Annotated in this window: 23 protein-coding genes; 14 read left to right on the top strand and 9 right to left on the bottom strand. The window is 36.3% G+C overall.

Annotation, left to right across the window (positions count from 1 at the left end; translation table 11 throughout):
- Nucleotides 1–288 precede the first annotated feature (288 nt).
- Both ACZ5QH_RS15145 and ACZ5QH_RS15140 read left to right on the top strand, forming a co-directional pair.
- Entirely contained in the window at nucleotides 289–879 is a 591-nt protein-coding gene (locus ACZ5QH_RS15145) for a recombinase family protein (RefSeq protein ID WP_262086470.1), read from the top strand.
- Nucleotides 880–1,173 (top strand): hypothetical protein, encoded by a 294-nt coding sequence (locus tag ACZ5QH_RS15140; RefSeq protein WP_303577164.1) that lies wholly within the window; start codon nucleotides 880–882, stop codon nucleotides 1,171–1,173. It abuts the gene before it with no gap.
- 495 nt (nucleotides 1,174–1,668) lie between these two features.
- On the opposite strand, the gene ACZ5QH_RS15135 is transcribed toward ACZ5QH_RS15140, so the two are convergent.
- Together ACZ5QH_RS15135 and ACZ5QH_RS15130 are read right to left on the bottom strand one after the other, a co-directional pair.
- Entirely contained in the window at nucleotides 1,669–3,165 is a 1,497-nt protein-coding gene (locus ACZ5QH_RS15135) for a CoA-acylating methylmalonate-semialdehyde dehydrogenase (RefSeq protein ID WP_303577165.1), read from the bottom strand.
- 30 nt (nucleotides 3,166–3,195) lie between these two features.
- Complete coding sequence (locus tag ACZ5QH_RS15130) at nucleotides 3,196–4,356, bottom strand: iron-containing alcohol dehydrogenase (protein WP_262086468.1); 1,161 nt, start codon at nucleotides 4,354–4,356, stop codon at nucleotides 3,196–3,198.
- 304 nt (nucleotides 4,357–4,660) lie between these two features.
- Here ACZ5QH_RS15130 and ACZ5QH_RS15125 point away from each other — a divergent pair, with 304 nt between their 5' ends.
- Entirely contained in the window at nucleotides 4,661–6,049 is a 1,389-nt protein-coding gene (locus ACZ5QH_RS15125) for a GntP family permease (protein ID WP_262086467.1), read from the top strand.
- A 55-nt stretch (nucleotides 6,050–6,104) separates the two neighbouring features.
- On the opposite strand, the gene ACZ5QH_RS15120 is transcribed toward ACZ5QH_RS15125, so the two are convergent.
- From ACZ5QH_RS15120 to ACZ5QH_RS15105, 4 genes are all read right to left on the bottom strand, one after another.
- Nucleotides 6,105–6,881 (bottom strand): IclR family transcriptional regulator, encoded by a 777-nt coding sequence (locus tag ACZ5QH_RS15120; RefSeq protein ID WP_262086466.1) that lies wholly within the window; start codon nucleotides 6,879–6,881, stop codon nucleotides 6,105–6,107.
- Between the two features lie 240 nt (nucleotides 6,882–7,121).
- The gene (locus ACZ5QH_RS15115; protein ID WP_303577166.1) at nucleotides 7,122–8,480 is read right to left on the bottom strand and encodes an amino acid permease; all 1,359 of its coding nucleotides are present in this window, start codon (nucleotides 8,478–8,480) and stop codon (nucleotides 7,122–7,124) included.
- A 246-nt stretch (nucleotides 8,481–8,726) separates the two neighbouring features.
- Nucleotides 8,727–9,566: a phytanoyl-CoA dioxygenase family protein gene (locus ACZ5QH_RS15110; protein WP_303577167.1), complete on the bottom strand. Its 840-nt coding sequence runs from the start codon at nucleotides 9,564–9,566 to the stop codon at nucleotides 8,727–8,729.
- Nucleotides 9,567–9,655: 89 nt separating this feature from the next.
- A complete protein-coding gene (locus ACZ5QH_RS15105) occupies nucleotides 9,656–10,243 on the bottom strand; it encodes a TetR/AcrR family transcriptional regulator (protein ID WP_303577168.1) in 588 nt (195 codons plus the stop codon).
- Nucleotides 10,244–10,930: 687 nt separating this feature from the next.
- Here ACZ5QH_RS15105 and ACZ5QH_RS15100 point away from each other — a divergent pair.
- The 4 genes from ACZ5QH_RS15100 to ACZ5QH_RS15085 all read left to right on the top strand — a co-directional run bounded on the left by ACZ5QH_RS15100 (nucleotide 10,931) and on the right by ACZ5QH_RS15085 (nucleotide 14,643).
- Nucleotides 10,931–11,344, top strand: coding sequence for a hypothetical protein (locus ACZ5QH_RS15100; RefSeq protein WP_303577169.1), 414 nt, complete (start codon nucleotides 10,931–10,933; stop codon nucleotides 11,342–11,344).
- Between the two features lie 211 nt (nucleotides 11,345–11,555).
- A complete protein-coding gene (locus ACZ5QH_RS15095; RefSeq protein WP_303577170.1) occupies nucleotides 11,556–12,167 on the top strand; it encodes a methyltransferase family protein in 612 nt (203 codons plus the stop codon).
- Nucleotides 12,168–12,375: 208 nt separating this feature from the next.
- Nucleotides 12,376–12,993, top strand: coding sequence for a TetR/AcrR family transcriptional regulator (locus tag ACZ5QH_RS15090; RefSeq protein WP_105714063.1), 618 nt, complete (start codon nucleotides 12,376–12,378; stop codon nucleotides 12,991–12,993).
- A 261-nt stretch (nucleotides 12,994–13,254) separates the two neighbouring features.
- Nucleotides 13,255–14,643 carry an MFS transporter gene (locus ACZ5QH_RS15085; RefSeq protein WP_303577171.1) on the top strand — a complete coding sequence of 463 codons (1,389 nt, stop codon included), beginning with the start codon at nucleotides 13,255–13,257 and terminating at the stop codon, nucleotides 14,641–14,643.
- A 312-nt stretch (nucleotides 14,644–14,955) separates the two neighbouring features.
- On the opposite strand, the gene ACZ5QH_RS15080 is transcribed toward ACZ5QH_RS15085, so the two are convergent.
- Nucleotides 14,956–15,564, bottom strand: coding sequence for a biliverdin-producing heme oxygenase (locus tag ACZ5QH_RS15080; protein ID WP_303577172.1), 609 nt, complete (start codon nucleotides 15,562–15,564; stop codon nucleotides 14,956–14,958).
- A gap of 171 nt (nucleotides 15,565–15,735) precedes the next feature.
- Here ACZ5QH_RS15080 and ACZ5QH_RS15075 point away from each other — a divergent pair, with 171 nt between their 5' ends.
- The 7 genes from ACZ5QH_RS15075 (at nucleotide 15,736) to ACZ5QH_RS15045 (ending at nucleotide 23,912) form a co-directional block, all read left to right on the top strand.
- The gene (locus ACZ5QH_RS15075) at nucleotides 15,736–16,284 is read left to right on the top strand and encodes a sigma-70 family RNA polymerase sigma factor (RefSeq protein WP_303577173.1); all 549 of its coding nucleotides are present in this window, start codon (nucleotides 15,736–15,738) and stop codon (nucleotides 16,282–16,284) included.
- Nucleotides 16,274–17,257, top strand: a complete 984-nt coding sequence (locus ACZ5QH_RS15070) for a FecR family protein (protein WP_303577174.1) — start codon at nucleotides 16,274–16,276, stop codon at nucleotides 17,255–17,257. The genes ACZ5QH_RS15075 and ACZ5QH_RS15070 overlap by 11 nt, the downstream gene beginning before the upstream one ends.
- Nucleotides 17,258–17,706: 449 nt before the next feature.
- On the top strand, nucleotides 17,707–18,318 hold the full coding sequence (locus tag ACZ5QH_RS15065; protein ID WP_303577175.1) for a fimbrial protein: 612 nt from the start codon (nucleotides 17,707–17,709) through the stop codon (nucleotides 18,316–18,318).
- Between the two features lie 88 nt (nucleotides 18,319–18,406).
- Nucleotides 18,407–18,997 carry a fimbrial protein gene (locus ACZ5QH_RS15060; RefSeq protein ID WP_303577176.1) on the top strand — a complete coding sequence of 197 codons (591 nt, stop codon included), beginning with the start codon at nucleotides 18,407–18,409 and terminating at the stop codon, nucleotides 18,995–18,997.
- An 834-nt stretch (nucleotides 18,998–19,831) separates the two neighbouring features.
- Nucleotides 19,832–20,437, top strand: coding sequence for a fimbrial protein (locus tag ACZ5QH_RS15055; RefSeq protein WP_303577177.1), 606 nt, complete (start codon nucleotides 19,832–19,834; stop codon nucleotides 20,435–20,437).
- Between the two features lie 88 nt (nucleotides 20,438–20,525).
- Nucleotides 20,526–21,122 (top strand): fimbrial protein, encoded by a 597-nt coding sequence (locus ACZ5QH_RS15050; protein WP_004822815.1) that lies wholly within the window; start codon nucleotides 20,526–20,528, stop codon nucleotides 21,120–21,122.
- A 189-nt stretch (nucleotides 21,123–21,311) separates the two neighbouring features.
- A complete protein-coding gene (locus ACZ5QH_RS15045; protein WP_303577178.1) occupies nucleotides 21,312–23,912 on the top strand; it encodes a TonB-dependent hemoglobin/transferrin/lactoferrin family receptor in 2,601 nt (866 codons plus the stop codon).
- Nucleotides 23,913–23,992: 80 nt separating this feature from the next.
- Here ACZ5QH_RS15045 and ACZ5QH_RS15040 read toward each other — a convergent pair whose 3' ends face one another.
- Both ACZ5QH_RS15040 and ACZ5QH_RS15035 read right to left on the bottom strand, forming a co-directional pair.
- Nucleotides 23,993–24,880, bottom strand: coding sequence for a class I SAM-dependent methyltransferase (locus ACZ5QH_RS15040; protein WP_303577179.1), 888 nt, complete (start codon nucleotides 24,878–24,880; stop codon nucleotides 23,993–23,995).
- 14 nt (nucleotides 24,881–24,894) lie between these two features.
- Nucleotides 24,895–25,059 (bottom strand): hypothetical protein, encoded by a 165-nt coding sequence (locus ACZ5QH_RS15035; RefSeq protein ID WP_303577180.1) that lies wholly within the window; start codon nucleotides 25,057–25,059, stop codon nucleotides 24,895–24,897.
- Between the last annotated feature and the right edge of the window lie 98 nt (nucleotides 25,060–25,157).

Below are 25,157 nucleotides of genomic sequence, written 5' to 3'. Positions count from 1 at the left end.
GTGGTTTTATATTAAATTTTAGTGAAATAAATGATTATTTTTTTGAAAAAATTTCTTACATCATATTATTTATTTTGTCGCTAATTTCTTGTATTTGTTTGTTAAATGATTTTTTTGTATTTCGTGTGCTTAAATTAATCATGCTATTTTTTATTATGATTATGATTCTGATTTTATGTTTTTAAATCATTAATAGGTGTTTAAAACACCAATATAATTTTCAACAGATGTTTTTTTTATTAGTATAAGATTATAATAATTTTTTTAATTATAAGAGGGTTATCTGTTGTGCGAGTCTATGCATATTTTAGAGTTGATGATTTGTCTATAGAAAACAGTAATTATGTTTCCTATATTTCAAATGCTGGTTATGAAATACCAAATAAACGAGTGATCTTTGAAGAGGTTGAAGCGGGTATATCATTAAAATATAGAAATAAATTTATTAATTTGGTGAATTATGCGATGGAAAGCGGTGATTTATTGTTAATCAATGGAATTGATTCATTAGGTGGTAACTTTAACGAAGTAGCTTCAAGTGTAAACTTGATTTTTAAAAAAAAAATTCGATTAATCTGTTTAGATTTTTCTAAAAATGAAATTGTGGGAGATCTTAAGAAATTATTTATGCATTTTTTAAAGTTATGTTCTGATTTTGAAGAGAAATCTAGTTTTTCTAAAAAGAGCATTATGAATAAAGCAAAAAAGCGTGTCGGCCGTCCCGAGATTTTAACTGATAAGCAAAAGAAAGAAGCTTTGGATAAGTTTAAAAAGGGCCATACTGTTTATTCAATTGCTAAGCATTACTCAGTTACTCGAACGGTTATTCAACGTTTAATTTTAAAATCTTCTGATGTCATTAATAGTGATGAAAAGTAAATGAAGGGTCTAAAACTTCAAAAAAATCATATAAGTAGATTTGCAATTGCGCAGAAAAGATCTGATTTCAACAAAACAATTATTGTCCAATTGGTTTATGTGTTGCGACAAGTAAATCCCAAAAAAGCAAAAAATTTGATGAGTCATTATAGTATTGAAATAAAGTCGATAAATGGTTTGATCAACTATAGGATTCAAGGGATTAAACATGAGGGAAAAATGATTATCTTTTTATATGGTTCTGACTTATATTTTTTAGATCTAGGTAAGTCATTATTTGATCATGAATATTGATTTATTTGTGGTGTGCTAAAATATATTGTTATAGTTGATTTGTTTGTTGCCTAAAATAAAATTTAAGATATTTTTTTGATATTGTGTTTTTTTATTTATTATTAATATGTTTTAAAGTTTATTTTAAATAAATCAATTTTTAATTAATTTTTATAATATGAGGGTTTGGTTTTATAAATTTTTAAATATTTTATTGAGTTGTTGTATGTTTTTTTAAATTAAATGTTTCTTGAGTTAATGTGTGTGGAAGGAGGGTGGCTATTTTTATTTTGAATTTAGTGAATTGTATTTAAAGGATTAAAGTATTTGTTAAGTTTAAAAAATTTTTATTAAAATAATATTTGTAAGTGATTTAGAAAGCTACAAGCTCAATTTAAAATTTAAATGTCAAAATATTTGGGAAGTATCCAAAATAGGGATGAATACTTCCCAACATAGTCAGAACGGTTTTATCAATAAGCAGTCTAAATTTGAACCATCTTAATTTGAATAGTCTTAATTTAAAGTTGGCATTGAAAATTGTTTGTTTTCACGGATGTTGGCAGAAGGCCAGCGTTGAGTAATGGTTTTTCGACGCGTATAAAAACGTACACCATCTGGACCATACGCATACAAATCACCAAAGAGTGAACGTTTCCAACCACCAAAACTATGATAAGCGACAGGTACAGGCAAAGGAACATTGATACCCACCATACCTACTTTAATATGATCAGAAAAATAACGTGCTGCTTCTCCATCACGGGTATAGATGCATGTTCCATTACCATACTCGTGGTTATCAATCAGATCCATGGCTTGTTGCATGGTTTCAACCCGCATAATTTGTAAGACTGGGCCAAAAATTTCCTGTTGGTAGCTGTGCATATTCGGGGTAACTTGATCAATTAAAGTGGGCCCCACAAAAAAGCCATTTTGAAAATCGTCAACGCTTGCTTGTCTGCCATCCACAACGATTTTTGCACCTTGTTGCTCTGCACTGTCAATAAAACCAATCACTTTGGCTTTATGTTCTGCCGTAATCACAGGCCCAAAATCATTATTTTTATCGGCAAAATGTCCAAATTTTAATTTACTGATTTCATTTTGAAGTTTAGCAATGACGGTATCTGCAATTTCGTCACCGACTGCAACCGCAACAGAAAGCGCCATACACCGTTCACCAGAGGAACCAAAAGCAGCACCAAGGAGGGAGTTCACCACATTATCGACATCTGCATCGGGCATGATAATGGCGTGATTTTTTGCGCCACCTAAAGCTTGACAGCGTTTGCCCGCAGCTGTGGCCGTTTTATAAATATATTCAGCAATTGGTGTTGAGCCTACAAAACTAACCGCTTGAATACGCTGATCATTTAAAAGTGTATCTACTGCAACTTTATCGCCATTCACCAGATTAAAGACACCATCAGGAAGTCCTGCTTCTTTTAGTAATTGAGCAATATATAATGTTGAAGATGGATCACGCTCAGAAGGTTTTAAAATAAAACAGTTGCCACAGACAATTGCCATTGGGAACATCCAAAGTGGCACCATCACAGGGAAGTTAAATGGGGTAATTCCTGCAACGACACCTAAAGGTTGAAATTCACTCCAAGAGTCAATATTCGGCCCGACATTTTTGGAGAATTCACCTTTTAAAAATTCGGGTGCACCGCAAGCATATTCAACATTCTCAATCCCGCGCTGTAATTCCCCAGCTGCATCATGACATATTTTACCGTGTTCTAAACCAATTAGTTCACAGATTTTATCGGCATTTTTTTCAAGTAACTCTTTAAACTTAAACATGACTCGCGCACGTTTGATTACTGGCGTATCACGCCATGCGGGAAAGGCATTTTCTGCTGCTGCTATTGCATCAAGTACCGTTTTTTGGCTGGCAATAGCCACTTCAGAATTTGATTCACCTGTTGCTGGATTAAATACTTTTTGGCTACGACTTGCTTCCGTTGAAAGCTGTCCATTAATAAAATGTCCGATTGTATTCATTGATATCTCCTGATTTATTTTGGTTAAAAATTAACACCATAATTGCTGATAAAGTTTTACGATTTCTTGTTTGGTTGGAAGACGAGGATTATTACTTGGTGAGCCTGAAGCAAGTGCTTGTTCTGCCATAGTATTTACAACTTCATCAAAATATTGCTTATCTGCTCCAAAAGCTTCTAAAGTTGGCACTTGAAGGGATATATTAATGTCTTTTAATGCTTCAATTAACTTGGCATTGGCAGATTCAACAGAATCATTTTGCTGCGCAGCACCCATGGCCTTGGCACAGTCTGCATATTTTTCAGGTTCTGCGGGAATTGAATACTCAATAATCATGGGCAATAACATGGCATTTGATAAGCCATGTGGGACATGGAAAAACGCACCAATAGGGCGACTCATGCCATGAACTAAGGCAACAGATGCATTATTAAAAGCTACACCAGCCAATGTTGCACCCAGCATTAATGCTTCTCGGGCAACTTCATCATTTGGATCAAAATAGACTTTTTTAAGATTTGGGCCAATTAAGCGCATTGCCTCTAATGCTTGAGTATCACTATATAGATTGGCTTTTTTGCTGGTATAGGCTTCAATCGCATGGGTTAAAGCATCTATACCTGTATCTGCTGTGGTACGGGCAGGTAAACTTAACGTTAATTCATAATCTACAATCGCAGCAATGGGCATAAAACCAGCACCGACACAGAGCATTTTTTCATTACTTTCATCATCAGTAATGATCGTGAATTTGGTTGCTTCAGAACCTGTGCCTGCTGTTGTTGGAACAGCAATAATTGGTAATCCCTGTTCATTGACCTGTCTAGGGAATTTATAATCTCGGATTTTTCCACCATAGCGACCTAAGATGCCAATTGCTTTTGCACTGTCAATTGGACTACCGCCACCCACAGCAATAATTGAATCATATTGATGTGCTTGAATAAACTGAACCCCAGCTTCAATTGAACTAGATGTGGGTTCTGGAATGGTTTGATCAAAAAAGTCTGCTTCAATATTTTCACTTTTAAGAATCTTTTGAATATCGGCGATATAGCCTAACTTGACCATCATTTGATCAGTGATGATCAGTGGTTTATTACAGCCTAAGCTTTTTAAAATATAAGGAATTTTCTCTCGGGCATTTTTTCCGACTTCAAGAAATCTGGGCAACAAAATCGTGTGTGACATAAGCGAACTCCATTTTAGTTTCATTTCATTTACATGCATTTTGTATTTGAAAAAGACCAAGTTGCATGCTGTAAATTGGCTTTATAATATTTGTATATTGATATGCATCGTATCAATATAAAATTATATGTAAACAGATTTTTTACGATTTTAATTTAAATAAAATTATTTGTTTATAAATAACAATAGATTGATGTGTTTTTTAAAGTGAAAAAGAATTTTGTCTAGATTCATTATTAAAAATTAGCTATACATATATATCGATACATTATGTATCAATATAATTAAATAAATGGAGTTTAGAATGATAGGACTATTTGGAATAGTAGTGTCCTTGGTATTGCTGATGTATTTAGCTTACAAAGGTTTTAGTGTCATTATTTTGGCGCCTGTACTTGCACTGTTTGCGGTCATTTGGAGTGGAATGACGCATGAATTATTAGGGTTTTATTCGCAAGTATTTATGAGTGGTCTAGGTGGGTACATCATTAAATATTTTCCACTTTTTCTTTTAGGTGCTGTCTTTGGCAAACTCATGGATGACAGTGGATCAGCTCGCACAATCGCAATTTTTTTTGTTGAACGCTTAGGGCATCATCGCGCGATGTTATCCATTGTGATTTCCTGTGCAATCTTAACCTATGGCGGTGTCTCGCTTTTTGTGGTGGGCTTTGCTGTATTTCCAATTGCTTCGGCATTATTTAAAGAACTAGGTATTCCTAAACGATTCATTCCTGCGGCAATTATGTTGGGGGCATTAACCTTTACAATGACCGCATTGCCTGGTACGCCTGCGATTCAAAACGCAATTCCAATGCCATATTTTAAAACAGATCTATATGCTGCACCTGTGCTTGGCATCATTGCTTCGATTTTTATGTTAATCACGGGGATGTGGTGGCTAAATAGAAGAGTCGAACATTCGATAAAACAAGGAGAAGGCTATGGCAATCATATTGAACATCATAAAGAAATTTTAACCCATTCAGATCCTAGTTTACTGATTGCAATGATCCCGATTGTTTTGGTGATTTTATCGAATTTAGTATTATCTAAAGTGATTTTTCCAAATATGGATACTTCATATTTGGCAACGGCTCAATTTGGTCACACCAGTCTAAATTCTGTGATTGGCCTATGGTCGATTATTACAGCATTGGTGATCGCATGTATTGCCATTATTGCTTTAAATTGGAAGCGGATTAATGATATTCGAGACAGTATTCAAAATGGTGTTTCTTCTTCATTTTTACCTATTTTTAATACCGCCTCAGAAGTGGGATATGGGTCAGTTATTGCATCTTTAGCTGGTTTTGTCATTTTAAAAGATTTTTTAGTTGGTTTAGCGCCGAGTAATCCACTGGTTTCTGAAGCAATTTTGGTCAATGTACTGGCTGGGATCACAGGTTCTGCGTCTGGAGGTTTGAGTATCGCATTAAATACGATGGGTGAAACCTATATGAATCTTGCGCATGAATTTGGTATTTCACCTGAATTGATGCACAGAGTTGCCTCTATGGCTTCTGGATCTTTAGATTCACTTCCTCATAACGGTGCAGTGATTACCATTATTGCACTTTGTGGTCTTACACATAAGCAATCTTATTATGACATGTTTGTGGTCGCAGTCATTTTTCCACTGCTTGCGCTAATCGGGGTGATTACGCTGGGTACTTATTTTGGATCATTTTAATGCTTGAGTTTTAAAGCTAGAGACTTGGGGATTCTAAGTCGCTAGCTTTTATTATTTAATCAATTGAATTTTTTATATAGGTGTTTAAATCATTGGCTGCATCTCTTAATGCATCCTGATAGCTAATTAAGTCATCTAAGGATTTTCGAATACTTGGCGCATGGGTATATAAGCAAGCAATAATTTCACCATTGGGGTGGAGTATAGGTACTGAACAGGCCACCATCCCTGCGATAAACTCTTCATTATCGGTGCCTAAATTTGTTACGCCAATACGCTGAATTTCAGATTCCAGCAGATTAAGATCTGTAATGGTATTTTTGGTGTACTGGGTGATTGGAATATTTTTTAGAATATTTTTCCTTTTTTCTGCGGATAAATGGCTTAAAAAAAGTTTGCCACTCGATGTACACCAGACAGGCACTGTTGAGCCTACAGGTAAATATACTTGTAATGGCCAGTTTGTCTGTATACGGTCTACATACAGCATATGATTATCTTGTAGGATGGCTATACCACAGGTTTCACCAATCTTATTTGACAGTTTTTCTAAAATAGAAAACCGCTCAATTCTAAATTTTTCATTTTCCCAAACATTAAATAGTAGTTGTTTGACTCTTCGACCTACCAACAAGCCACCATGTAAATCTACTTTGACATAACCTTCTTTTTCTAATAATTGGATGAGTCGATGAATACTGGGCTTTGGAATATCAAGGGCTAAAGAGAGATCAAGTGGAGAAGGGGGATGTTTTGCTTCACCAATCGCTTCTAAAATCTCAAGGACTCGTGTGATTGATGAACCTTTATTTCGTTTTGTATCTTGTGTCATAAAATTTTCCAAAAGACCCTGCTTCATTCATACCCACTTGAGCTTATGGATATTATCATTTGAATGTTATAGATATGAAATTTTTATCTGCCATACTTTACCGTAATCATGGTTTTATCAGTATGCGAAATTTTATACCTATCATTAATGAGAAGAGAACAATCAGCAATAATCAACTATCTATCGAGCTAAAAAATTGTGTTATTCAAGGCTTATTTGATTCAATAAGCCTTTAAAATATTAACGTGATTTATTCCAACTCAAAACTTTAAATAGTCCAAACATCACAATAATCCAGATTGGAATCAAAATGACCGATTCTTTAAAGTTTTGCACCCACATGATATATAGGATCATACTGATAAAAATTAAAACAATATAATTACTTACGGGTGAAAACAATGAGGGAAATTTTACCCTTGTCCCTTCCAGCTTTTTAGCACGTTTAAATTTTAAATGGGTAAAACTAATTAGTGCCCAGTTTAAAACCAAAGCAGCAACGGCCAAATACATCAGATGACTTAGAGCTTCTTCAGGCACAAAATAATTTAGTAACACGCACCCAAAAATTAGGATAGAAGAGAAGATCACCGCAGAGATTGGTACACCTTGTTTGCTGACTTTTGCAAACATCTTCGGTGCATTGCCTTGTACTGCAAGTCCATACAGCATACGACTATTGGCATACATACCACTGTTATATACCGAAAGCGCAGCAGTCAGAATAATAAAATTGAGTAGATGTGCTGCCCAGCCTAAGCCCAATTGGCTGAAAATCATCACAAAGGGACTTTTATCTAAACCACCCAGATCAAGTTGATTCCACGGAATTAATGACATGATGATGGCAAGAGAAGCCACATAAAAAACCAAAATGCGGAAAATCACGCGATTGACAGCTTGTGGTATGCTTTTTTCAGGGTTTTCTGCTTCGGCAGCCGTCATCCCAATCAATTCAATGCCGCCAAATGCAAACATTAAAAAGGCCAGCATATAAAACAACCCTGAAAAACCATGTGGGAAAAACCCACCATGTTGCCAGAGGTTTGCCACAGTTGCAGTTGAATCCGCACCTGCTGTGAGCAAAAGATATAGACCAAATACAATCATCGAAATTACAGCAGCAACTTTGATAATGGCTAACCAAAATTCTGATTCACCATAAAATTTAACATTGCCCAGATTAAAACCAGTCACGATGACAAAGAAAAATAAAGCGGAGACCCAAGCGGGGATATGCGGCCACCAATAATGCACATATTTAGCCACCGCTGTAAGTTCAGTCATGGCGACTAAAATATACATCACCCAGTAATTCCAGCCTGATAAAAAACCAGGAAATTTCCCCCAATATTTTTGTGAAAAATAACTGAATGAACCTGCAACAGGTTCTTCTACAATCATTTCACCCATTTGGCGCATGATTAAAAAGGCAATTAAACCGACGATGGCATAGCCTAAAATAATCGAAGGACCAGCAGATTGGATGACTTGTGCAGAACCTAAAAATAATCCTGTACCCACAGCGCCGCCCATAGCGATCAATTGGATATGACGATTTTTAAGTCCACGTTTTAATTGGGAAGATGAGCGATTCAAAATATGCTGTGCTGAATAAAAAAAGAAGCCATTGTAATAGATTGGCTATAGATAACCTAGTTTGAAAACAATGTTGTTGAGGCAATTTTATAAGATATTGAACACCGAAATATTAGAACGCTTCCATCTATCAAAATATGATCATGTTGAGTGAATCATATTGTTATTGAGAGAGCCTTCTCGCTTTGGGAGAAGGCTAGGATGAGGGGGATCTATACTTCTAAAAAGACTTATAAAACAATCCTATTAAGATTGTTCTAATGTACGCAGTGGATGCATGCCCTCAACCATACCCATAAATGGTGGGTATATTGAGTAACCAACCAAGGCTTGAAGTTCAGGCGAAATCGACCGTACCGTGTCTTTGGAAAGTTCAAGCAAATAGTTTTCTTGTTGTCGTACATAGGCTTCACAGTACTGATGAGTGATCGCAAAGCGTGAGGATTTCGAATGATTTTGACCACCACCATGCCAAGTCGTACCGAGAAAAAAGATCACTGAACCTGCAGGCATCACTGCGGGTATCGCTTCTGATCTTTGTGCAAATCGATCATCTCCCCAGTGATGGCTGCCAGGAATAATCACTGTTGCACCATTGTCTTCAGTAAAATCATCAATTGCCCAGACAGTTGCAGCACCAAGTGGCTGACGAGGGCGTGGGAGGCGATAAAAAGCATCATCATAATGCAGACTTTGAGCGACTTCACCGAAAAGAATATTAATAATTTGACTTTGAGAGAGCAGGAAATTGGGTTGAAACAGACGATCCATAAGACCAAGAATGTGAGGATGTACTGCAAGTTGATCAGTGATTCGCGTTTTTGAGAGAACGTTATAGACACGTTGGGTTTGTTGTCCTTCAAATGGGTTACGTCCAGTTTGACCAAGCAGGGCAAGGCCTTCATGCTTAATTTGCTGGCAGGTTTCTTTGCTGATCAGGTTGTTGATGATGACATAACCATCACGCATTAAGCTTTGGAAATCTCGTTCGATTTCTGGCGTATTTCGCTCAGGTCCTGGTTGTAATTGTCGATGGGTCTTTGCGTGATCTTTTTTATTATATTGACGAATATCTAATTTAGACATTGAAAGCTCCTTGATTTAACGTGCTGGACAGAACGGAACAGTTAGTTGATATTGTTTCCTGCCTTGGTTTTTTTATTAGTATCTCCAGATCACAGTGGGCTGAGTTGGAGGGTATTGCTAGTCAGATTCCAGAGTTGTTCGAATAGTTCCTCATTTGAGGGCCTTTCTTTGGCAAGGATGGCTTGATCAATCGCCAGACGCAGACCTCCCATCAGCATTGCTACTGTTGTATTCGGATTAAGATCTGGACTGATTATTCCCAACTTTTGCCCTTGAGCAATGTTACGTGCACCCGCTTCTAATAATGCCTCCATGTGTGCACGTTCGATATCAAGCACTTCAGGTTCACGGGCAAGTCGCCCAGCAATCAAAGGTGCCAGAGGATGATTATAGAAATAGTCAATAATTGCTTTGGTACGGGTTTTTTCGCGTTCTCTCCATTCAATATTTGTTGGAATGCTGTCACCCAAAGCAAGCGCTCTCAATGGTTCATAGAATTGATCCACAACAGCGGCAATCAGACCTGTTTTTGAGCCAAAGTGATGATAGGTGAGCCCAGCTGATGTATTCGCTCTTTTGGCGATGGCACTGATCTCCATATGTCCATTGTTAGCAATCAATTCCTGTTCTGCTGCAGTGATCAAGCGTTGGTAAGTCACCATTTTTTTTTCGGTCATGATTTTATTCTTAAAAAACTGAATTGAATTCAATTTAGTTTTTATTAAAGAGGTTGTCAACAGTATTGAGCCAATATTCGTTAAAGAAATGGCTTTACCATAAGCTCGAAAGTGGGCTTGAGTCTGAGTAAGTGGAAGTATTGTTAATGAGAAAAAATTAGAAAAAGCAAATATAAGTGAGTACAAATGTGACAGAGATTTTTAATTGATTGCTTTTAAATGAATGGTTTTTATTTGAATTTAACTTTTATTTATTCTGTTCAATATTTTGAAAAGTCTTTTTTAAACCATAAGTCAACATAAAATTCCCCTCATCCTAGCCTTCTCCCAGCGGGAGAAGGGACTTTCAATACAACTATGAATCACTCCAGATGATTATTTATTGATTTATGTAAGAGTCCTAATAAAATATTTTATTAATGACAATTTTGTAATAAAAATGATTTATCGAACATTTACCAATATCTTGTTTCTTTTTTGTATAAATGTAATTGTAAATTTAAAATCTACTATATAAAATTAATCATTAATTTTTAAAATGAGTAGGATTGTGAAAATTCACACAGATATGGAATCGCTTTAGTATTATTTTAAATGAATTTCTTGGAATCTATTTTATCTTTGTAGAGCAGTAACTTACTTGGTTGAGTTTTTAAATATCATGAATATTGTTTACAGAAAGTTGTAATGGGAAAGAAGCTGTTTTTTGTTTGGCTATTGATGTTTCAATTTACATTTCAGAATGTCTGGTATGTGGTTGAATCTTTATGCCTTAATGAAATTTCGATTCAAAAGCATATAAAACAAAATATTTATGATAAAGAATCACTTATTGCCATGGGTGATGTTGAAAGAAATATTGAAAAAATAAGATATAACAATGAAATAAATCAGTTTTGTCAAAATATTTGTTTAAATGATAAATGTAATTTCATATCGAACTTTGCTGATTTAAAAATTGAACGCTATTTTGAAAATACATTCAACCCATTTTTTAATCTTCTCATTTTTCAGAGATACAGATGGTTGAATTTATATCAATCCCCTGAATTATATAATTTATCTCCTCCTCCTAAATTTAAGCAGCTATACGGTGGCTAGCTAAAACAGCTCCCACCATTTTATATTTTGTATATGCTGAGGAGTATTTAAATGTTTAGTCAAAAAAAAGCTATATCTTATTTTGTGGAACCATTATCTTTAAATTCTATTTTTAAATTAAATATTTTAAATTATTTAATTTTGATAAGTAACCCCTTGGAAATTCATCTAAAAGATGATGAGTATTCAATTTATTGTGGGAGGAAATAAGATGAATATTATATTTTCTTCCAGAATAAGAACCATGGGTTCAAGAGTTATTGGTTTTATATTGGCATTTATCATTGCTGTTAGTTTTGGTCTATGGCACGACACTTTCCCATTAATTGAGCATCTTTTATGGTTACTCGGTTGGTTTTTAGTGGGGATTGGAGCGATGGGACGGATATGGTGCAGTATCTATATTTTAGGCCATAAAAACGCGAAGTTAGTTATGGATGGTCCGTATTCCATCTGTCGAAATCCACTCTATCTTTTTAGTTTTTTAGCTGCGCTGGGGATTATGTTTTTAACTGAAACTTTGTTCTTTCCTGTGGCTTTTAGCGTGTTCTTTTTAATTTATTATTACTTTGTCATACGTCAAGAAGAGCGTTTTTTGAGGAAAAAATTTGATCAACTCTATTTGAATTATACTCAAACTACACCACGCTTTTGGCCGAGTTTTAAAAACTATTCTGAACCGCAATATTGCCAAGTGTCATCCAAACATTTTAGGTTGTTCTTAGCTCAGGTGATCTGGTTTTTCTGGGTTGCTGCGTTTGTACAATTGTTTGAAGAGCTTCGATTGTTAGGGGTTTTTCCTATTTATTTTAATATGTTTTAATCCGCTTTTATTAACTTGATTTGAGGTTTAGAGTATCTAGTAAAAGTTATATTATTGGGTACTCTAAAAGGATTTAATTATAAGGCTTATCTAGTCACAATAAAGGAAGTTATATTAATGTTGAAGTGATTGTCGAATAGACACTTCAATTGTGAATTATATAAGGCTCCTCTATAATTAAATTCTTGCGTGTAGAAAATAGAGAAGTATGTCATCACAATCTCAAGTCGCTTCTACTCAGGTGACAAAAAGGCAAACCAAGCCAGCAGAAGTCCGAATTGATGAGCTGATGAATGCTGCACAAACGCTTTTCTTAGAAAAAGGCGTTGAAGCCACCACCATTAGCGAAATTATTGCCAGTGTGGGCGTTGCTAAAGGGACCTTTTATCATTACTTTGAATCGAAACAGCATATTGTTGAAGCCTTAAAAAAACGTTATATCGATTTTTTTATCGCGGCCTTAGACACAGCTGTTGCAACATGTGATGCTGAAGATTGGGTCAGTCAATTTAAGGTTTGGGTCTCTGCCAATATACAAACCTACCTCGAAAGCTATGCTATACATGATATTGTTTTTGGTGCACATCACCATGAACGAAAAAATAATGAAAAAAATATGATATTGGAACAATTGCTGCAAATCTTAAATGGAGGGCAGCAGGCGGGTATTTGGCATTTAGAACAGCCAAGATTGACTGCTTTATTGATTTATTCTGGTGTGCATGGGGTTGCAGATGAAGCAATTGCCAATCAACTACAAGATAGCACAGATTTTTCTCAGCAAATTGCAATGCAATATTTAAAAATGCTCCATCATGATGGCTGACTTTCAGCATTATCTTGAATCGTATAAATCGCTTCTCGTCTGATATTCTTTTATTATCAATTTTAATTAGAACCCTAAACGATGCATTTTACAGCCAACAATTCTGCTGCTTAAGTTGTGATCAGTGATGATCTTTAAAAGCGCTTTCAAGACTGTCTATAAAAAATGAAAAGTTTGGGTTTTAAGTAGATTTTTATACATTGACCGACCGTCGGTCAGTGTATAATATAATGATTCTCATTTAAATGATCTAGGTGATGTATGAATGCATCTCGCCAGCCGATTTATCTTATTTTAGCGCTCTATATCAGTACCTTTCTGTGTTTGGTGGATTTAAGCAGTGTCAATCTTGCACTTGGAAGTATTCAAAACCAATTTGATAGTGATATGGCGGATCTACAGTGGGTGATAGATAGCTATGCTTTAAGTCTATCGAGTTTAATGTTAGCGGTGGGAGCATTAAGCCAGCGTATAGGGCGTAAAAAGTTATGGTTACTGGGTGTGATCATTTTTATCGTGGGTTCATTGATTTGTGCTATGGCAAGCAATTTTAGCTTGTTGATTATTGGACGAATGATTCAGGGAGTGGCTGGTGCAGTTTTAATTCCTTTGGCATTGGCGATCATGGTGCATCATTTTCATCAACCGCAAGACAAAGCGCGTGAAATTGGTCGATGGAGTTCTTTTAGTGCGTTTTCATTAATTGTTGGTCCGCTGATGGGTGGATTATTGGTACATCATTTTGGTTGGCAAAGTATTTTCTGGCTCAATCTTCCTGTTGGGATTCTAACGATTTACTTGGGCTATTATGGTATTGAGGCTGATCAGAAATCGGTGCCTGTACCGTTTGATTATCTAGGTTTGCTCTACAGTGCTGTAGCGATTGTCACATTAACGTATAGCATTATCGCATTACAACATGTGCATTTAGCACATTGGTTTATGCTGAGTATTTTCTTATTTATTTTGGCAAGTATGGCGTTTGCATGGCAACAAAAACATGCGACTCATCCATTGATCCCCAATCATTTATTTAAAAATAAACGCTTTTTAGCCTATAACGTAATTTCTTTTATTTTGGGGTTTGCAGGATATAGTTCTTTATTTATATTTGCCTTGTTTTATCAAAATCAGATTGAGTTAACTGCTGCACAGGCGGGTTGGTTGATTGCACCACAGTTTTTAACACAGGCGTTTGTTTCAATTGCCTTTTCCAAATTACACCAGCGTTTTACCGTAGCGAGTTTATTAACACTGGGCTTGGCAATCGCAGGCACAGCCTTGTTGGCTATGATGAGTTTTCAAACCGATTCATCTTTTGCGCTATTTATTTTTTGTAGTGGACTTATGGGCATAGGAATGGGATTGATCGTTCCGGGTTCAAGTACATTGATCATGGGCAGTGTACAAGTGCAAGATGCAAACTTTGCCGCAGCTATTTTAAATACACTACGCCAATTGGGAATGACAATTGGGATAGCCGTTTTAGGTACAGCAATGACCGTTGTGAGCACTTTGTCTCAACAGCAGGGCAACAGCTTACAATCTGCTGAACTGATGGCTTTCCATGTCACGGTCATGTTGATGGGCGGACTCTTTCTACTGTCTATTTTGTTTATGTTATATAGCCAGAAACAAGCCTCAATTTAGATTTTCTCACTATTACTTTGCAGTGCAACCGCACTGACTCGAATAGAGCCAAATAAAACAAGAGCACTGGTTAACTCAGTTCTCTTGTTTCATCAGTCCTTTTTAAAACTGTAAATCAATATAAAAGCCCCTCATCCTAGCCTTCTCCCAGTGGGAGAAGGGACTTTCAATACCAATATGATTCACTCCATATAATCATATTTTGATTTATGAAAGATCTATTGTTTACGCAAATTAAATTTAAACTTTTCATTGTAATAGGTGGCTTTGCAAGCTCCTACCATCAGATGAATTAACTTTTATAGAATAAATTTACTTAAGTTGCTCTAAATTGATTAAGGCATTGCCAAAATATTTAAATGCATCAAGCGCTCCTTGAATAACTTCATCTTTCTGGCTAGGGCTGAGTTCGGCTTGATCTAAAGCTTGAACAAATCGTTTCCAAACCTTCGCTCGACCTTCAGGATAAGCTGCCAAATTGCGCGCACCATTCTCAGCACTTAAACCTAAACATTGCTGCGCTTGTTTAAATAAAAATGCCGCGCCTAAAGTTGATCCTTCTGAAACGTAAATCCAGCCTAAAGCAGCAGGGAAAGTCACATTTAAGCTTTCTAAAGTTTGGCCTTGGGGTTGAATGCCTAAATCTTGTAGATCTAACAGTGCTTGTGCAGAACGACCACGGATATCAAGGTCGGTAATATGTAAAGCCACTTGATCTTGTTGAAATAAATGTTCGATTTCCAATTGAAAATAATACTGTGACAAGGTGAATAAGGCATATTTTTCTAAACTAGAAAATACGTCTGCCTTTGCCATCAGTGTATGCATTCTTTCATGCTCATCTGCAGTCTGTAATTTGAGCTGCATAGCCAAACTGAGTTCTTGTTGCGTATTGGGTTCAGTGATCAGTGCTTGATTCATGTAATTCTCTTATGTAAAAAAGTCTATGAAAAAATGGGTTATATGAGAGATGACGAATGAACTGGATAAAAAGCGCAACAGAGCCTACAAAAAAAGATCTTTAGGATAGCATTTACAAATCACAAAATGTAAACGATAATTATTATTGTTTAGAATTTTTAATTTAATTTTATGATCCCAATTCTCCCCACACCATCGCGACAGCAAATTCTGCAAGAGATGTATTTGGATCACCATGATTGGCTGAAACAATGGCTCAACTCGCGTGTCAGATATCCTTTTACTGCTGCAGATCTGGTTCAAGATACTTTTGTTAAATTGCTGCAAACTAAACAGCTTTTTTCAATTCAGGAACCGCGTGCATATTTGGTCAATGTCGCAAAACATGTGCTGATTGATAAGCATCGTCGTTATATTTTAGAGCAGAATTATTTAGAAACACTCAAACAGCATGCAGATGATCAAGATCTTTTAATCACTTCAAATCAAATTGAAGAGGCTGTACTTATTTTAGATTTTCTTACCATTGCTTTACAGGATACAACAGCACTAACTCGAAAAGCATTTATCATGTATTACTTTGAAGGCTATAGTCAGAGTGAAATTGCCACTGAGATTGGTAAATCATTACGCACGACACAGCTCTATTTAGCCGAATGTTTACAGTTATGTTATGAGGCGAAAAACAACTTGCTTGAGCTAGGGCTAGATGAACGCTAAGCAGCTACAGAAAGAAATGGCTTTATGGATTGTTCGTTTAAATACTGATGATTTGCATGAACGTCAACAAGCGCAAATTGAGTTTGAAGCGTGGCGAAGCAAGTATCCTGAACATCATGATCAACTCGATCAAATGCTTAATTTTTCTGAAACGATGCAGCAGTTTTCGACAACGCATGGCATATCCAGTCAAAACGTTCGCAATTCAATGAAAGTCAGTCAGCAAAGTAAAAAACATATTTTACAATTATTTAGCAAAGTCTTGCTGTTTTGTGTGAGTATCGGTGGCGTTGTCTATTTCACTGCTCATTCAACAATGATGTCTTACTACACGGCTGATTATAAAACTGAGATTGGGCAAATGCATTCGATCACCTTGGAAGATGGTTCCAAAGTGACTTTAGCTGCAAAATCTGCCATTAAACTTGATTTTACTGCTGAAAAAAGACAAATCAATTTAGTTCAAGGGGATATTTATATTGATGTTGCCAAAGACCCACAACGACCTCTGATCATTCATACAGCTCAAGCGGATTTTAAAGCGCTCGGTACACGATTTATAGTTTATCAGTACGCGAATAGCAGTGTGTTGAATATGTTGCATTCAAAGGTTGAAACCCGTTCATTGGCTCAAAATTCTCAAGTAAAAGTAGTCAAGCAAGGCGAAAAAATTAGCGCTGACGCACTTGGTTTAAGCCCGATTTCTGAGTTGGATATTGCATCGACCGAGTTTGCTTGGGATAAACATCAGATCTTGGCAGATCAACTTCCTTTAGCTGATTTACTGACCAACTTAGGGCGTTATCATCATCAATATTTAATATTTAATCATTCGACCTTAAAAGATTATAAAGTCAGTGGTGTGATTAATGCGCAACAGGATTTAGATCAAACGCTACGATTGTTGGTAACTCAATACCCAATTAAAATAACCAAGCTTGGCGATCATGTGATTTATATTACTTCAAAATAACAGAAATGTTATTTTGGATGGGGTGAATATCTTGTTAAATGTGGTTTATTTTTGTTTAGTCACATTTTTATATGTTGGAAATACTGTTTAAAACTAAAATATTTATTTTAAATTCACTATTTTATTTGTTTATATAATTGAATTTTAATAACAAAATTAATGCATGATTTTATTTAATATATTTGCATGATAAAAAGTTAACTTGGAAGCTATTGTGGTGTATACGTATTTTTGTCAGCATAAGGTTTTATTTTAAATTAACTGAAATTTAAAATAAAAATAAGTAGTGAGTGGCTAAATTTTTAAATCAGCATAGGCTTAAAATAAGCAGAAACATAGTTTACCCATATTTAATTGCATTTATTTATATTGAGATTTTCGTTCCTATAATGTGAATAAGATTATATTTATCGCATTTTTTGATTCAAACTTTATAAAGGGGTTATTCAATGAAGAAACTGAGTTTAGTAACATTGAGTACTTTGGTTTTCACTTTGGCGTGCACAAATGTATTTGCAGTAGATGGAACCATTACAGTTAATGGTGTTATCACTGATGGAACGTGTACATTAAAAGGTGATGGTAATAGGTCAAGTGGTACTAAAGACATAACGGTTAACTTGCCTTCTGTTCCTAAATCACTATTTAAATTTGAACCTGGATTTCCAAATTCAATGCAAGTAATCTTTAGTATGCAGTTAACGAATGCTACGGGTACAGGTCCTTGTGATGCTGCAACAAGTAAAGCTTTTAAAGGGGTACATTTGAGTCCAATTTCACCAACTGATTTGGATGACCTTGATAAGAGTTTATTGGTCAACAGAGCCACTGGTGCAGGTGGTGCCTCTAGTACAAATCCTGTTTTTATTCGATTTTACACTTATGAAACCAACAGTATTGTAGATCTGAATGCGCATTGGGGAAGTCAAGCAGGAAGTGAACTTTATAGTGTTGGTAATGAAGTATCTATACGTTATGTGGCAACGGTTATTTCTAATACTGGAGTTGTGGATGCTCAAAATGTGCAAGCAAAGATAAATTATACCATGCACTATAATTAAATTTTTTATGTTGGTTTTAGTGGTGAGGCATAGATTTAATGATGATTGAGCAACTTAAAAATAATTAAAACTTTATGGAGTTAATTCAATGAAGAAACTGACTTTAGCAACATTGAGTACTTTGGCTTTCACTTTGGCATGTACAAATGTATTTGCAGTAAATGGTACCATTACGGTTAATGGTGTGGTGACGGATCAGACTTGCACCTTACGAGGTGATGATGGTATGGCAAATGGTTTAAAAAATCTAACCGTTAGCTTACCCACGCTGCCTAAATCGACATTTACGCCTTTAAATCGAGTCCCATTCTTCATGGGCTTTAATCTGCATTTAAGAGATGCGACGGGTACAGATTTTTGTGAAGCAGCAACACGAAGAGCGTTTAGAGGTATACACCTCAGTGCGATTTCGCCAGCTCACTTGGATGCAGAGGATAAAACTTTACTGGTCAACACCTCGGGCGCTTCTGTTGCAAATCCTGTTTTTATTCAATTTTATACGGTGGATTCAGTACCTGTGGATTTTTCTGCATCTTGGGCAGATCAGGCAAAAAGTACAGTGCAGCATCTTAGTAATCATACATTTGTATATTACCGTGTACAGTATGCCTCTAAAACGGGGATAGTCGATGCTCAAAATGTAAATGCGAAGATCAATTATACATTGATGTATAATTAATCTTTGGTATGTGGACTTTAGCTGCTAAGTATAGATTTACTGGTACTTTAGAAAGTTAAAATTTAAAAAAACTGCAATTTATTGCAGTTTTTTTGTCACTTGGCTTGTTGTATAAGTCTTTTTAAAAGCATAGATCAATATAAAAAATCCTCTCATCCTTGCTTTTTCACAAAGAGAGAAGGCACTTTGAATAGCAATATGATTTACGCTATACGATCATTTTTTGATTGATGAACGAAATCGATTGAATATCATTTTATAAAAATCATAAGTGCTTTAATGAATATTCAGTCAATGATGTTGATGGATAACACTTTGGATACGTATAAAAGATCTCAATAAGGAAGCTGGATGATGAGGTCATTTATATGATTGCAAAATCATAAAACATATTATTTTAGTCGGATTAAATCTATAGTGAGAAAATGATTTTATTGATGTTTAGTCATATTTTGATATGTTGGAAATGGTGTTTAAAATTCAAATAAAATTAAATTTTTGATCATTTGTTTTACTTATATGGTTGAATCTTAACAATAAAATTTATACATGATTTTTTGTAATGAGTTTGCATGATAAAAAGTCAACTTAAAAATATTGTGATATGCAGATATTTTTGTCAGCATGAAGTTTTATTTTGAATTGGCGGAAATTTAAAATAAAAACATCTATTAAAATAGACTCCAGCTTGAAATAAGCAGAGTTTTAAAGTGAACAACAACAGCGTTTATATATTTAGATCTATCTATTTTCGTTGAAATTACCATGTCTCTTAATGTGAATAACAGCATCGTTAAATTATCGCATTTATTAAAGCTTTATAAGGCTGATTCAATGAATAAACTGATTTTACCCACATTCAGCACTCTGCTTTTAACGTTAGTATGTACAAACGTTTTCGCTGTGGATGGCACCATTACCGTTAATGGTGTTATCACGGATCAAACTTGTACCTTGCAAGGTGATGGTGGTTATGCAATTGGTTCAAAAGATATCGTTTTTCCATTAGGTACTGTACCTAAATCGTGGTTTACGCCTACACTTCCAGTGCCAATGCGTTATGGATTTACGCTACAGTTAACCAATGCAGCAGGTACAGCTCACTGTGATGTGGCAACAAGTAAAGCCTTTCAGGGGATACATCTGAGTACAATTTCACCAGATGATTTGGATGAGACAGATAAAACTTTACTCGTGAATAAAGCCACAGGTGCAGGTGGTGCTTCTAAGGCACATCCTATTTTTCTTCAAATGCAGACTGAAAACAGTAAACCTGTAGATTTTTCTGCGGCTTGGGGAACTCAGGAGAAAAGCTTAGTACGTATCCGTGCTGATGGTGAAACATATGTATATTACATAGTCGCGGTTGCTTCCAAAACGGGGATTGTTGATGCTCAAAATTTCACGACAAAGATAAATTATACATTGCACTATAATTAAATTTTGTGTGTTGGTTTTATTGATGAAGTTTAGATTTATTGAGGGTTGAGAAAATTAAAACTTATTCAAATCTTATGAGATGTATTGAATGCAGAAACTGACTTTAGCCACATTGAGTGCTTTGGCTTTAAGTTTGACATGTAGTCGCGCGTTTGCTGTAGATGGAACCATTACAGTCAATGGTGTCGTGACTGACGGAACATGTATATTACATAGTGCTGGCGGTGATGCAAGCGGTACTAAAGATCTCACGCTTAACTTGCCCACTGTACCTAAATCAGGATTTTATCCAAATGTACCGTTAAGTAAAAAACTCATTTATATGGAGTTACTAAATGCTACAGGTACGGGTGTTTGTGATGTAGCAACATCTAGAGCCTTTAAAGGGATTCATTTGAGTGTAAGTTCACCACCTACTGACTTGGATACAGAGGATAAAACTTTATTGGTCAACAAAGCCTTAGATGCTTCCACTACAAATCCTATTTTTTTTCAAATTACGACTAGAAATGGAATACCTGTAGATTTTTCAGCACCTTGGGGAACTCAGGCGAAAAGTCCTGTTTTTGAGGGTGCTTATGCAGTGGCATATTTAAGTTATTATGTAGCATATATTTCTAAGACTGCCATTGTCGATGCTCAAAATGTGCATGCGGTCGTCAACTATACCATGCACTATAATTAATTTTGTCTGTTGCCTAAGTAGATAATCATGCACTTGCTGTTGCTTTAGAAAATTAAAATTTAAAAAAAACTGCATTTCATTGCGGTTTTTTCGTTTCTGCTTCGTCATATAACTTAGAACACATGAAAACACAGATTATTTTAACTGAGTGAAGTTAATGATTATCATTTAACCTTGGGTGGGTAGAGAATGTCTCAATCTTTATATCAGAATGCAATAAAGCCAGTTGCAATGGCTGTTGCAATCGCACTGTCTATGAGTGCAATCAGTATTCAAACGCATGCAAATAATGCTTCGCCTGTTGGCTTTTATCAAGTGCAAAGCGGTTCATTGACTCAAGCTTTAAATAGCTTGGCACAGCAAGCCAATGTATCGTTGTTACTCGATCCAGCAAAAACCAATCGTTATCGGGTAAAGACGATGAAGGGTAAATATACCCTAGATCAGGCTTTTGCATTATTGGTGCAGAATACCCCATTCCAGATTCAAAAAACTTCCGCAGGTTATCTACTTATTGAAAAGCCTGTTGCTACACAAACGCTTGTAGTCAATACAGCAAATATTGCAACGGGAAAAACAGCAACAGGTAAAACAGCAACATCAACCACAAATGCTGAAAACCAAATTTATCAAATGACTCCGATTGTGGTCGAGGCGGTAAAAAAAGACACCATACAATTTGGTCAGAGTGTACTCAATCAAAAAGCGATTGATCGTTATCAGGCCAATAATGTTGCACAATTACTCGATCATATGCCCAGTGTCGGTTCAGCAGGATCGCCACGTCCGGGAGGGCAAACGATTAATATTCTCGGCATGGGCGGGGTAGCCGATGTACCCATTACCTTGGACGATTCTGTTAAAACCTTTGATAAATATCGACAGGGTTCAGTCTTTATTGAACCTGAGATTTTAAAGAAAATCACTGTGGATAAAGGGCCACATAACGTTGAAGTCGGAAATGGTGGTTTTGGTGGTAAGGTTACACTGGAAACTAAAGATGCCACAGATTTACTGGATGATGGTAAAAATATTGGCGCATTTTTAAAATATTCTCGTTTTTCCAATAACAGTCAAAATACCTATACAGGCGCTGTATATGGTAAAGCCGACAATGGGCTGGTCGATGGGCTGTTTTACTATACCAACCGAGACAGCGGCAATGTAAAGCGACCAGATGGAACTGAGTTTTTGTATTCAGGGCAAGAGCAAGAAACCTATTTAGCCAAACTGAACTTTTATCCTGCCGATGGTCATAAAATTTCTTTAAATGCCATGCGCAGTGGGCATGAAGGCTGGGAGCCTTTTGCAGCCATGCGTGATCAAGATGCAGTGCCGACTGAGGCAGATATTGCTAAGTATGGCTATGATGAAGCTTGGAAACGCCGTTTGGTCGACCGTGATCAGGAAGATACCAGTTACTCGGCAAGTTATGAATTTAATCCTGATGCTAACCCATATGTAAATTTAAAAGCCGTCGCATCCTATTCCAAGACTTATCAACATGATCTACGCTTACCAAGCGTAACGGGTTCAGCGGCACTGTTAGGCAATGAAAGCTGGGTAACCTATACCAATACAGCATTAAAAATGAGTAATATCAGTGATATTGAAACAAAACTGGGCACGCATAAATTAAAGGTTGGCGCGCAATACCAGAAAATGGAACAAAACTCGCTGATTTATGACAAAAACAATGCCAAAAAGCCAGATTATAATTTTGGTTATTATGAACCGAACTATATGCCTGCTGGCGATCAGCAAATGCTGAGTGCATTTATTGAAGATCAATATCAGATTAACAATTTCGTCATTACCCCATCACTCCGTTATGATCATATTGAAAATAACGGCAAGCCAAATCGTGCATCACGATTTAATGATCCAGCGGCAGGGCATGATTATTCCAGTAAAACCTATACGGGCTGGTCGCCACGGTTGGCAATGTCTTGGAAACAGGCCGACTATATGACATGGTTTGCGAATGTGAGTAAAACATGGCGTGCGCCTCGCGTTGATGAACAATATTATGTGCAATCCGCAGCAACTACTGTTCCCTCGACCAGTCGTTATTTAGTTCCTGAAAAGATGTTGGCGATTCGTGTCGGCAATGAGATGAATTTTGATGATGTGTTTAGTGATGAAGATCATCTACAAGTGCGTTTAACCTATCATCATAATCGGGGGGGCGATGAGATATTCCGCAATCGCTCAACATTTTGTCAAGCACAAGCAGAAAATAATGCAAATACAGGAAAAGGTAGCGTAGCAGACTGTAAAGGCAATTATGATCATGGTTTTTATCGTAATGTGACCGATTACACCATCAAAGCCTATGAAGCCGAAGCTTTCTATAATCAGCCGACTTGGTTTGCTGGTTTAACCTATTCCTATATTCGCGGGCAACGTGATAATTCTCCTGTAAATCCATGGTTTGATCAAAAAACATGGATGACCAATATCCCACCGAAAAAAGCCACTGCAACTTTAGGGGTGAATGTGCCTGAACATCACTTAACTATGGGGTGGAGAGGGATATTTGTGGCTGCGCAAGACCGAAGCCTTTCAGATAATGATAAGTCGATCGCGGCATCTTCATTTTCATTACCTAAAACCAAAGGCTATTCACTACATAGCGTTTATGCCGACTGGCAGCCAATTGGTGCAAAAGGGCCAACGCTGAATTTCTCGATTGATAATTTATTTAATCGTGATTACAAAATGTATTTGGGGGAGTATATGACAGGTACAGGTCGAGATTATAAGGTGAGTATTTCGCAGAAATTCTAATAGGTCTGTGTTTAATATTTGACATAGCGAGAAGTAAATTTGATTTAAGGATTAAATTTTACTTCTCGCTTTTTTATAACCTATTTCCGTGCAATCAGCACATCAACCGGCGCAACCGGGAACTGCACATTCTCGATCGTTTCAATGTGCTGACAACCCAGTTGTTTTAAGCTGCGATAAATATCGTCCTTTTGTGGAACGTAATTGCCTTGCATACGCATATTGAGATAATAGCTTTGAATGCCTGCATCATATTGAGATGGGGCAATTTCTGCATGACAACAAATCAATACACCATTTGATGATAGAGCTGCAAGCAGTTTTTCTAAAATTAACGCGTAATCATCGACAAAATGTAGTACAGATGAGCACCAAATAATGTCGTATTGAGGGTGAGATTTTAAAGTTTGAAAGTCTAACGTTTGCAAGTCCGCAGCTAAATAATGTAAGCGTTGGTGTGCTGGATGACTTGCTAAAGTGGGACGAATTGCCTCAATGACATGCGGAAGTTCTAAAAGGGTGCATTCAAGTTGAGTAAACTTTTCAGCCAAATGCATTGCGATCCGTCCAGCGCCAGCACCGACATCAAGAAAATGTCTTGCTGTTTTAAATTCACGGACTACATCAGAAAGCACATCTGCAATGTGAACTGTGACAGCGTTTTGTTCTTGGGCAATTTGTATTTGAGCCGCTTGTGCCCATGCAGATCCGATCGTTTCTGGTGTTCGAGATTGGGCTTGAAAATCACGAGAAAAAGACACAGAAAGTTGTCCAGCAACAGACTGAATCACTTGTTGGCGATATAACAACGCATCAGCACAATATTGATCTGATGTCGGATCAAAGTAGTCTTTAAGTACTGGCTTAATACGATAAAGCATAGCTTGTCTGGTTGGGTCAAACTGGGTGTCTAACAGTTGTAAACTGGCCAATAGCTGTAACAGATAATCGGTATTTTGCGGATGCAAAGCATGTTTCTTTGCTAGGACTGTGGCATCTTCAAATTGAAATAATGATGCAAAGAGTTTTTTTCAATTGAAAAATCTAAGGCTTGTGCTTGTATTTGTGACAGGTAAATTTGCCAAATGAAATGTAAAGGATGAGGTTGAGTCAGTATTTGTACGGCTTGATTTAGAGAAAGATTCATTAAAAGCACCTTTTAAAATTACATAGGCAATGCCGAGAACATTCAGTCTAGACATTCGATCCAAAGATACGATATGATGATTTAATAAATGAGAATGA

This window comes from Acinetobacter sp. Ac8 (genome assembly GCF_055392545.1).
Note: the sequence above shows the minus strand (reverse complement) of the source record. Positions and strands in the feature narration are given on the sequence as shown.

What these genes read in the sequence shown, in the direction of transcription:
- ACZ5QH_RS15140 (WP_303577164.1), top strand. Translation starts at nt 880, where the DNA reads ATGAAGGGTCTAAAACTTCAAAAAAATCATATAAGTAGATTTGCAATT.
- ACZ5QH_RS15135 (WP_303577165.1), bottom strand. Translation starts at nt 3,165, where the DNA reads ATGAATACAATCGGACATTTTATTAATGGACAGCTTTCAACGGAAGCA.
- ACZ5QH_RS15130 (WP_262086468.1), bottom strand. Translation starts at nt 4,356, where the DNA reads ATGTCACACACGATTTTGTTGCCCAGATTTCTTGAAGTCGGAAAAAAT.
- ACZ5QH_RS15125 (WP_262086467.1), top strand. Translation starts at nt 4,661, where the DNA reads ATGATAGGACTATTTGGAATAGTAGTGTCCTTGGTATTGCTGATGTAT.
- ACZ5QH_RS15120 (WP_262086466.1), bottom strand. Translation starts at nt 6,881, where the DNA reads ATGACACAAGATACAAAACGAAATAAAGGTTCATCAATCACACGAGTC.
- ACZ5QH_RS15110 (WP_303577167.1), bottom strand. Translation starts at nt 9,566, where the DNA reads ATGTCTAAATTAGATATTCGTCAATATAATAAAAAAGATCACGCAAAG.
- ACZ5QH_RS15105 (WP_303577168.1), bottom strand. Translation starts at nt 10,243, where the DNA reads ATGACCGAAAAAAAAATGGTGACTTACCAACGCTTGATCACTGCAGCA.
- ACZ5QH_RS15100 (WP_303577169.1), top strand. Translation starts at nt 10,931, where the DNA reads ATGGGAAAGAAGCTGTTTTTTGTTTGGCTATTGATGTTTCAATTTACA.
- ACZ5QH_RS15095 (WP_303577170.1), top strand. Translation starts at nt 11,556, where the DNA reads ATGAATATTATATTTTCTTCCAGAATAAGAACCATGGGTTCAAGAGTT.
- ACZ5QH_RS15090 (WP_105714063.1), top strand. Translation starts at nt 12,376, where the DNA reads ATGTCATCACAATCTCAAGTCGCTTCTACTCAGGTGACAAAAAGGCAA.
- ACZ5QH_RS15085 (WP_303577171.1), top strand. Translation starts at nt 13,255, where the DNA reads ATGAATGCATCTCGCCAGCCGATTTATCTTATTTTAGCGCTCTATATC.
- ACZ5QH_RS15080 (WP_303577172.1), bottom strand. Translation starts at nt 15,564, where the DNA reads ATGAATCAAGCACTGATCACTGAACCCAATACGCAACAAGAACTCAGT.
- ACZ5QH_RS15075 (WP_303577173.1), top strand. Translation starts at nt 15,736, where the DNA reads ATGATCCCAATTCTCCCCACACCATCGCGACAGCAAATTCTGCAAGAG.
- ACZ5QH_RS15070 (WP_303577174.1), top strand. Translation starts at nt 16,274, where the DNA reads ATGAACGCTAAGCAGCTACAGAAAGAAATGGCTTTATGGATTGTTCGT.
- ACZ5QH_RS15065 (WP_303577175.1), top strand. Translation starts at nt 17,707, where the DNA reads ATGAAGAAACTGAGTTTAGTAACATTGAGTACTTTGGTTTTCACTTTG.
- ACZ5QH_RS15060 (WP_303577176.1), top strand. Translation starts at nt 18,407, where the DNA reads ATGAAGAAACTGACTTTAGCAACATTGAGTACTTTGGCTTTCACTTTG.
- ACZ5QH_RS15055 (WP_303577177.1), top strand. Translation starts at nt 19,832, where the DNA reads ATGAATAAACTGATTTTACCCACATTCAGCACTCTGCTTTTAACGTTA.
- ACZ5QH_RS15050 (WP_004822815.1), top strand. Translation starts at nt 20,526, where the DNA reads ATGCAGAAACTGACTTTAGCCACATTGAGTGCTTTGGCTTTAAGTTTG.
- ACZ5QH_RS15045 (WP_303577178.1), top strand. Translation starts at nt 21,312, where the DNA reads ATGTCTCAATCTTTATATCAGAATGCAATAAAGCCAGTTGCAATGGCT.
- ACZ5QH_RS15035 (WP_303577180.1), bottom strand. Translation starts at nt 25,059, where the DNA reads ATGAATCTTTCTCTAAATCAAGCCGTACAAATACTGACTCAACCTCAT.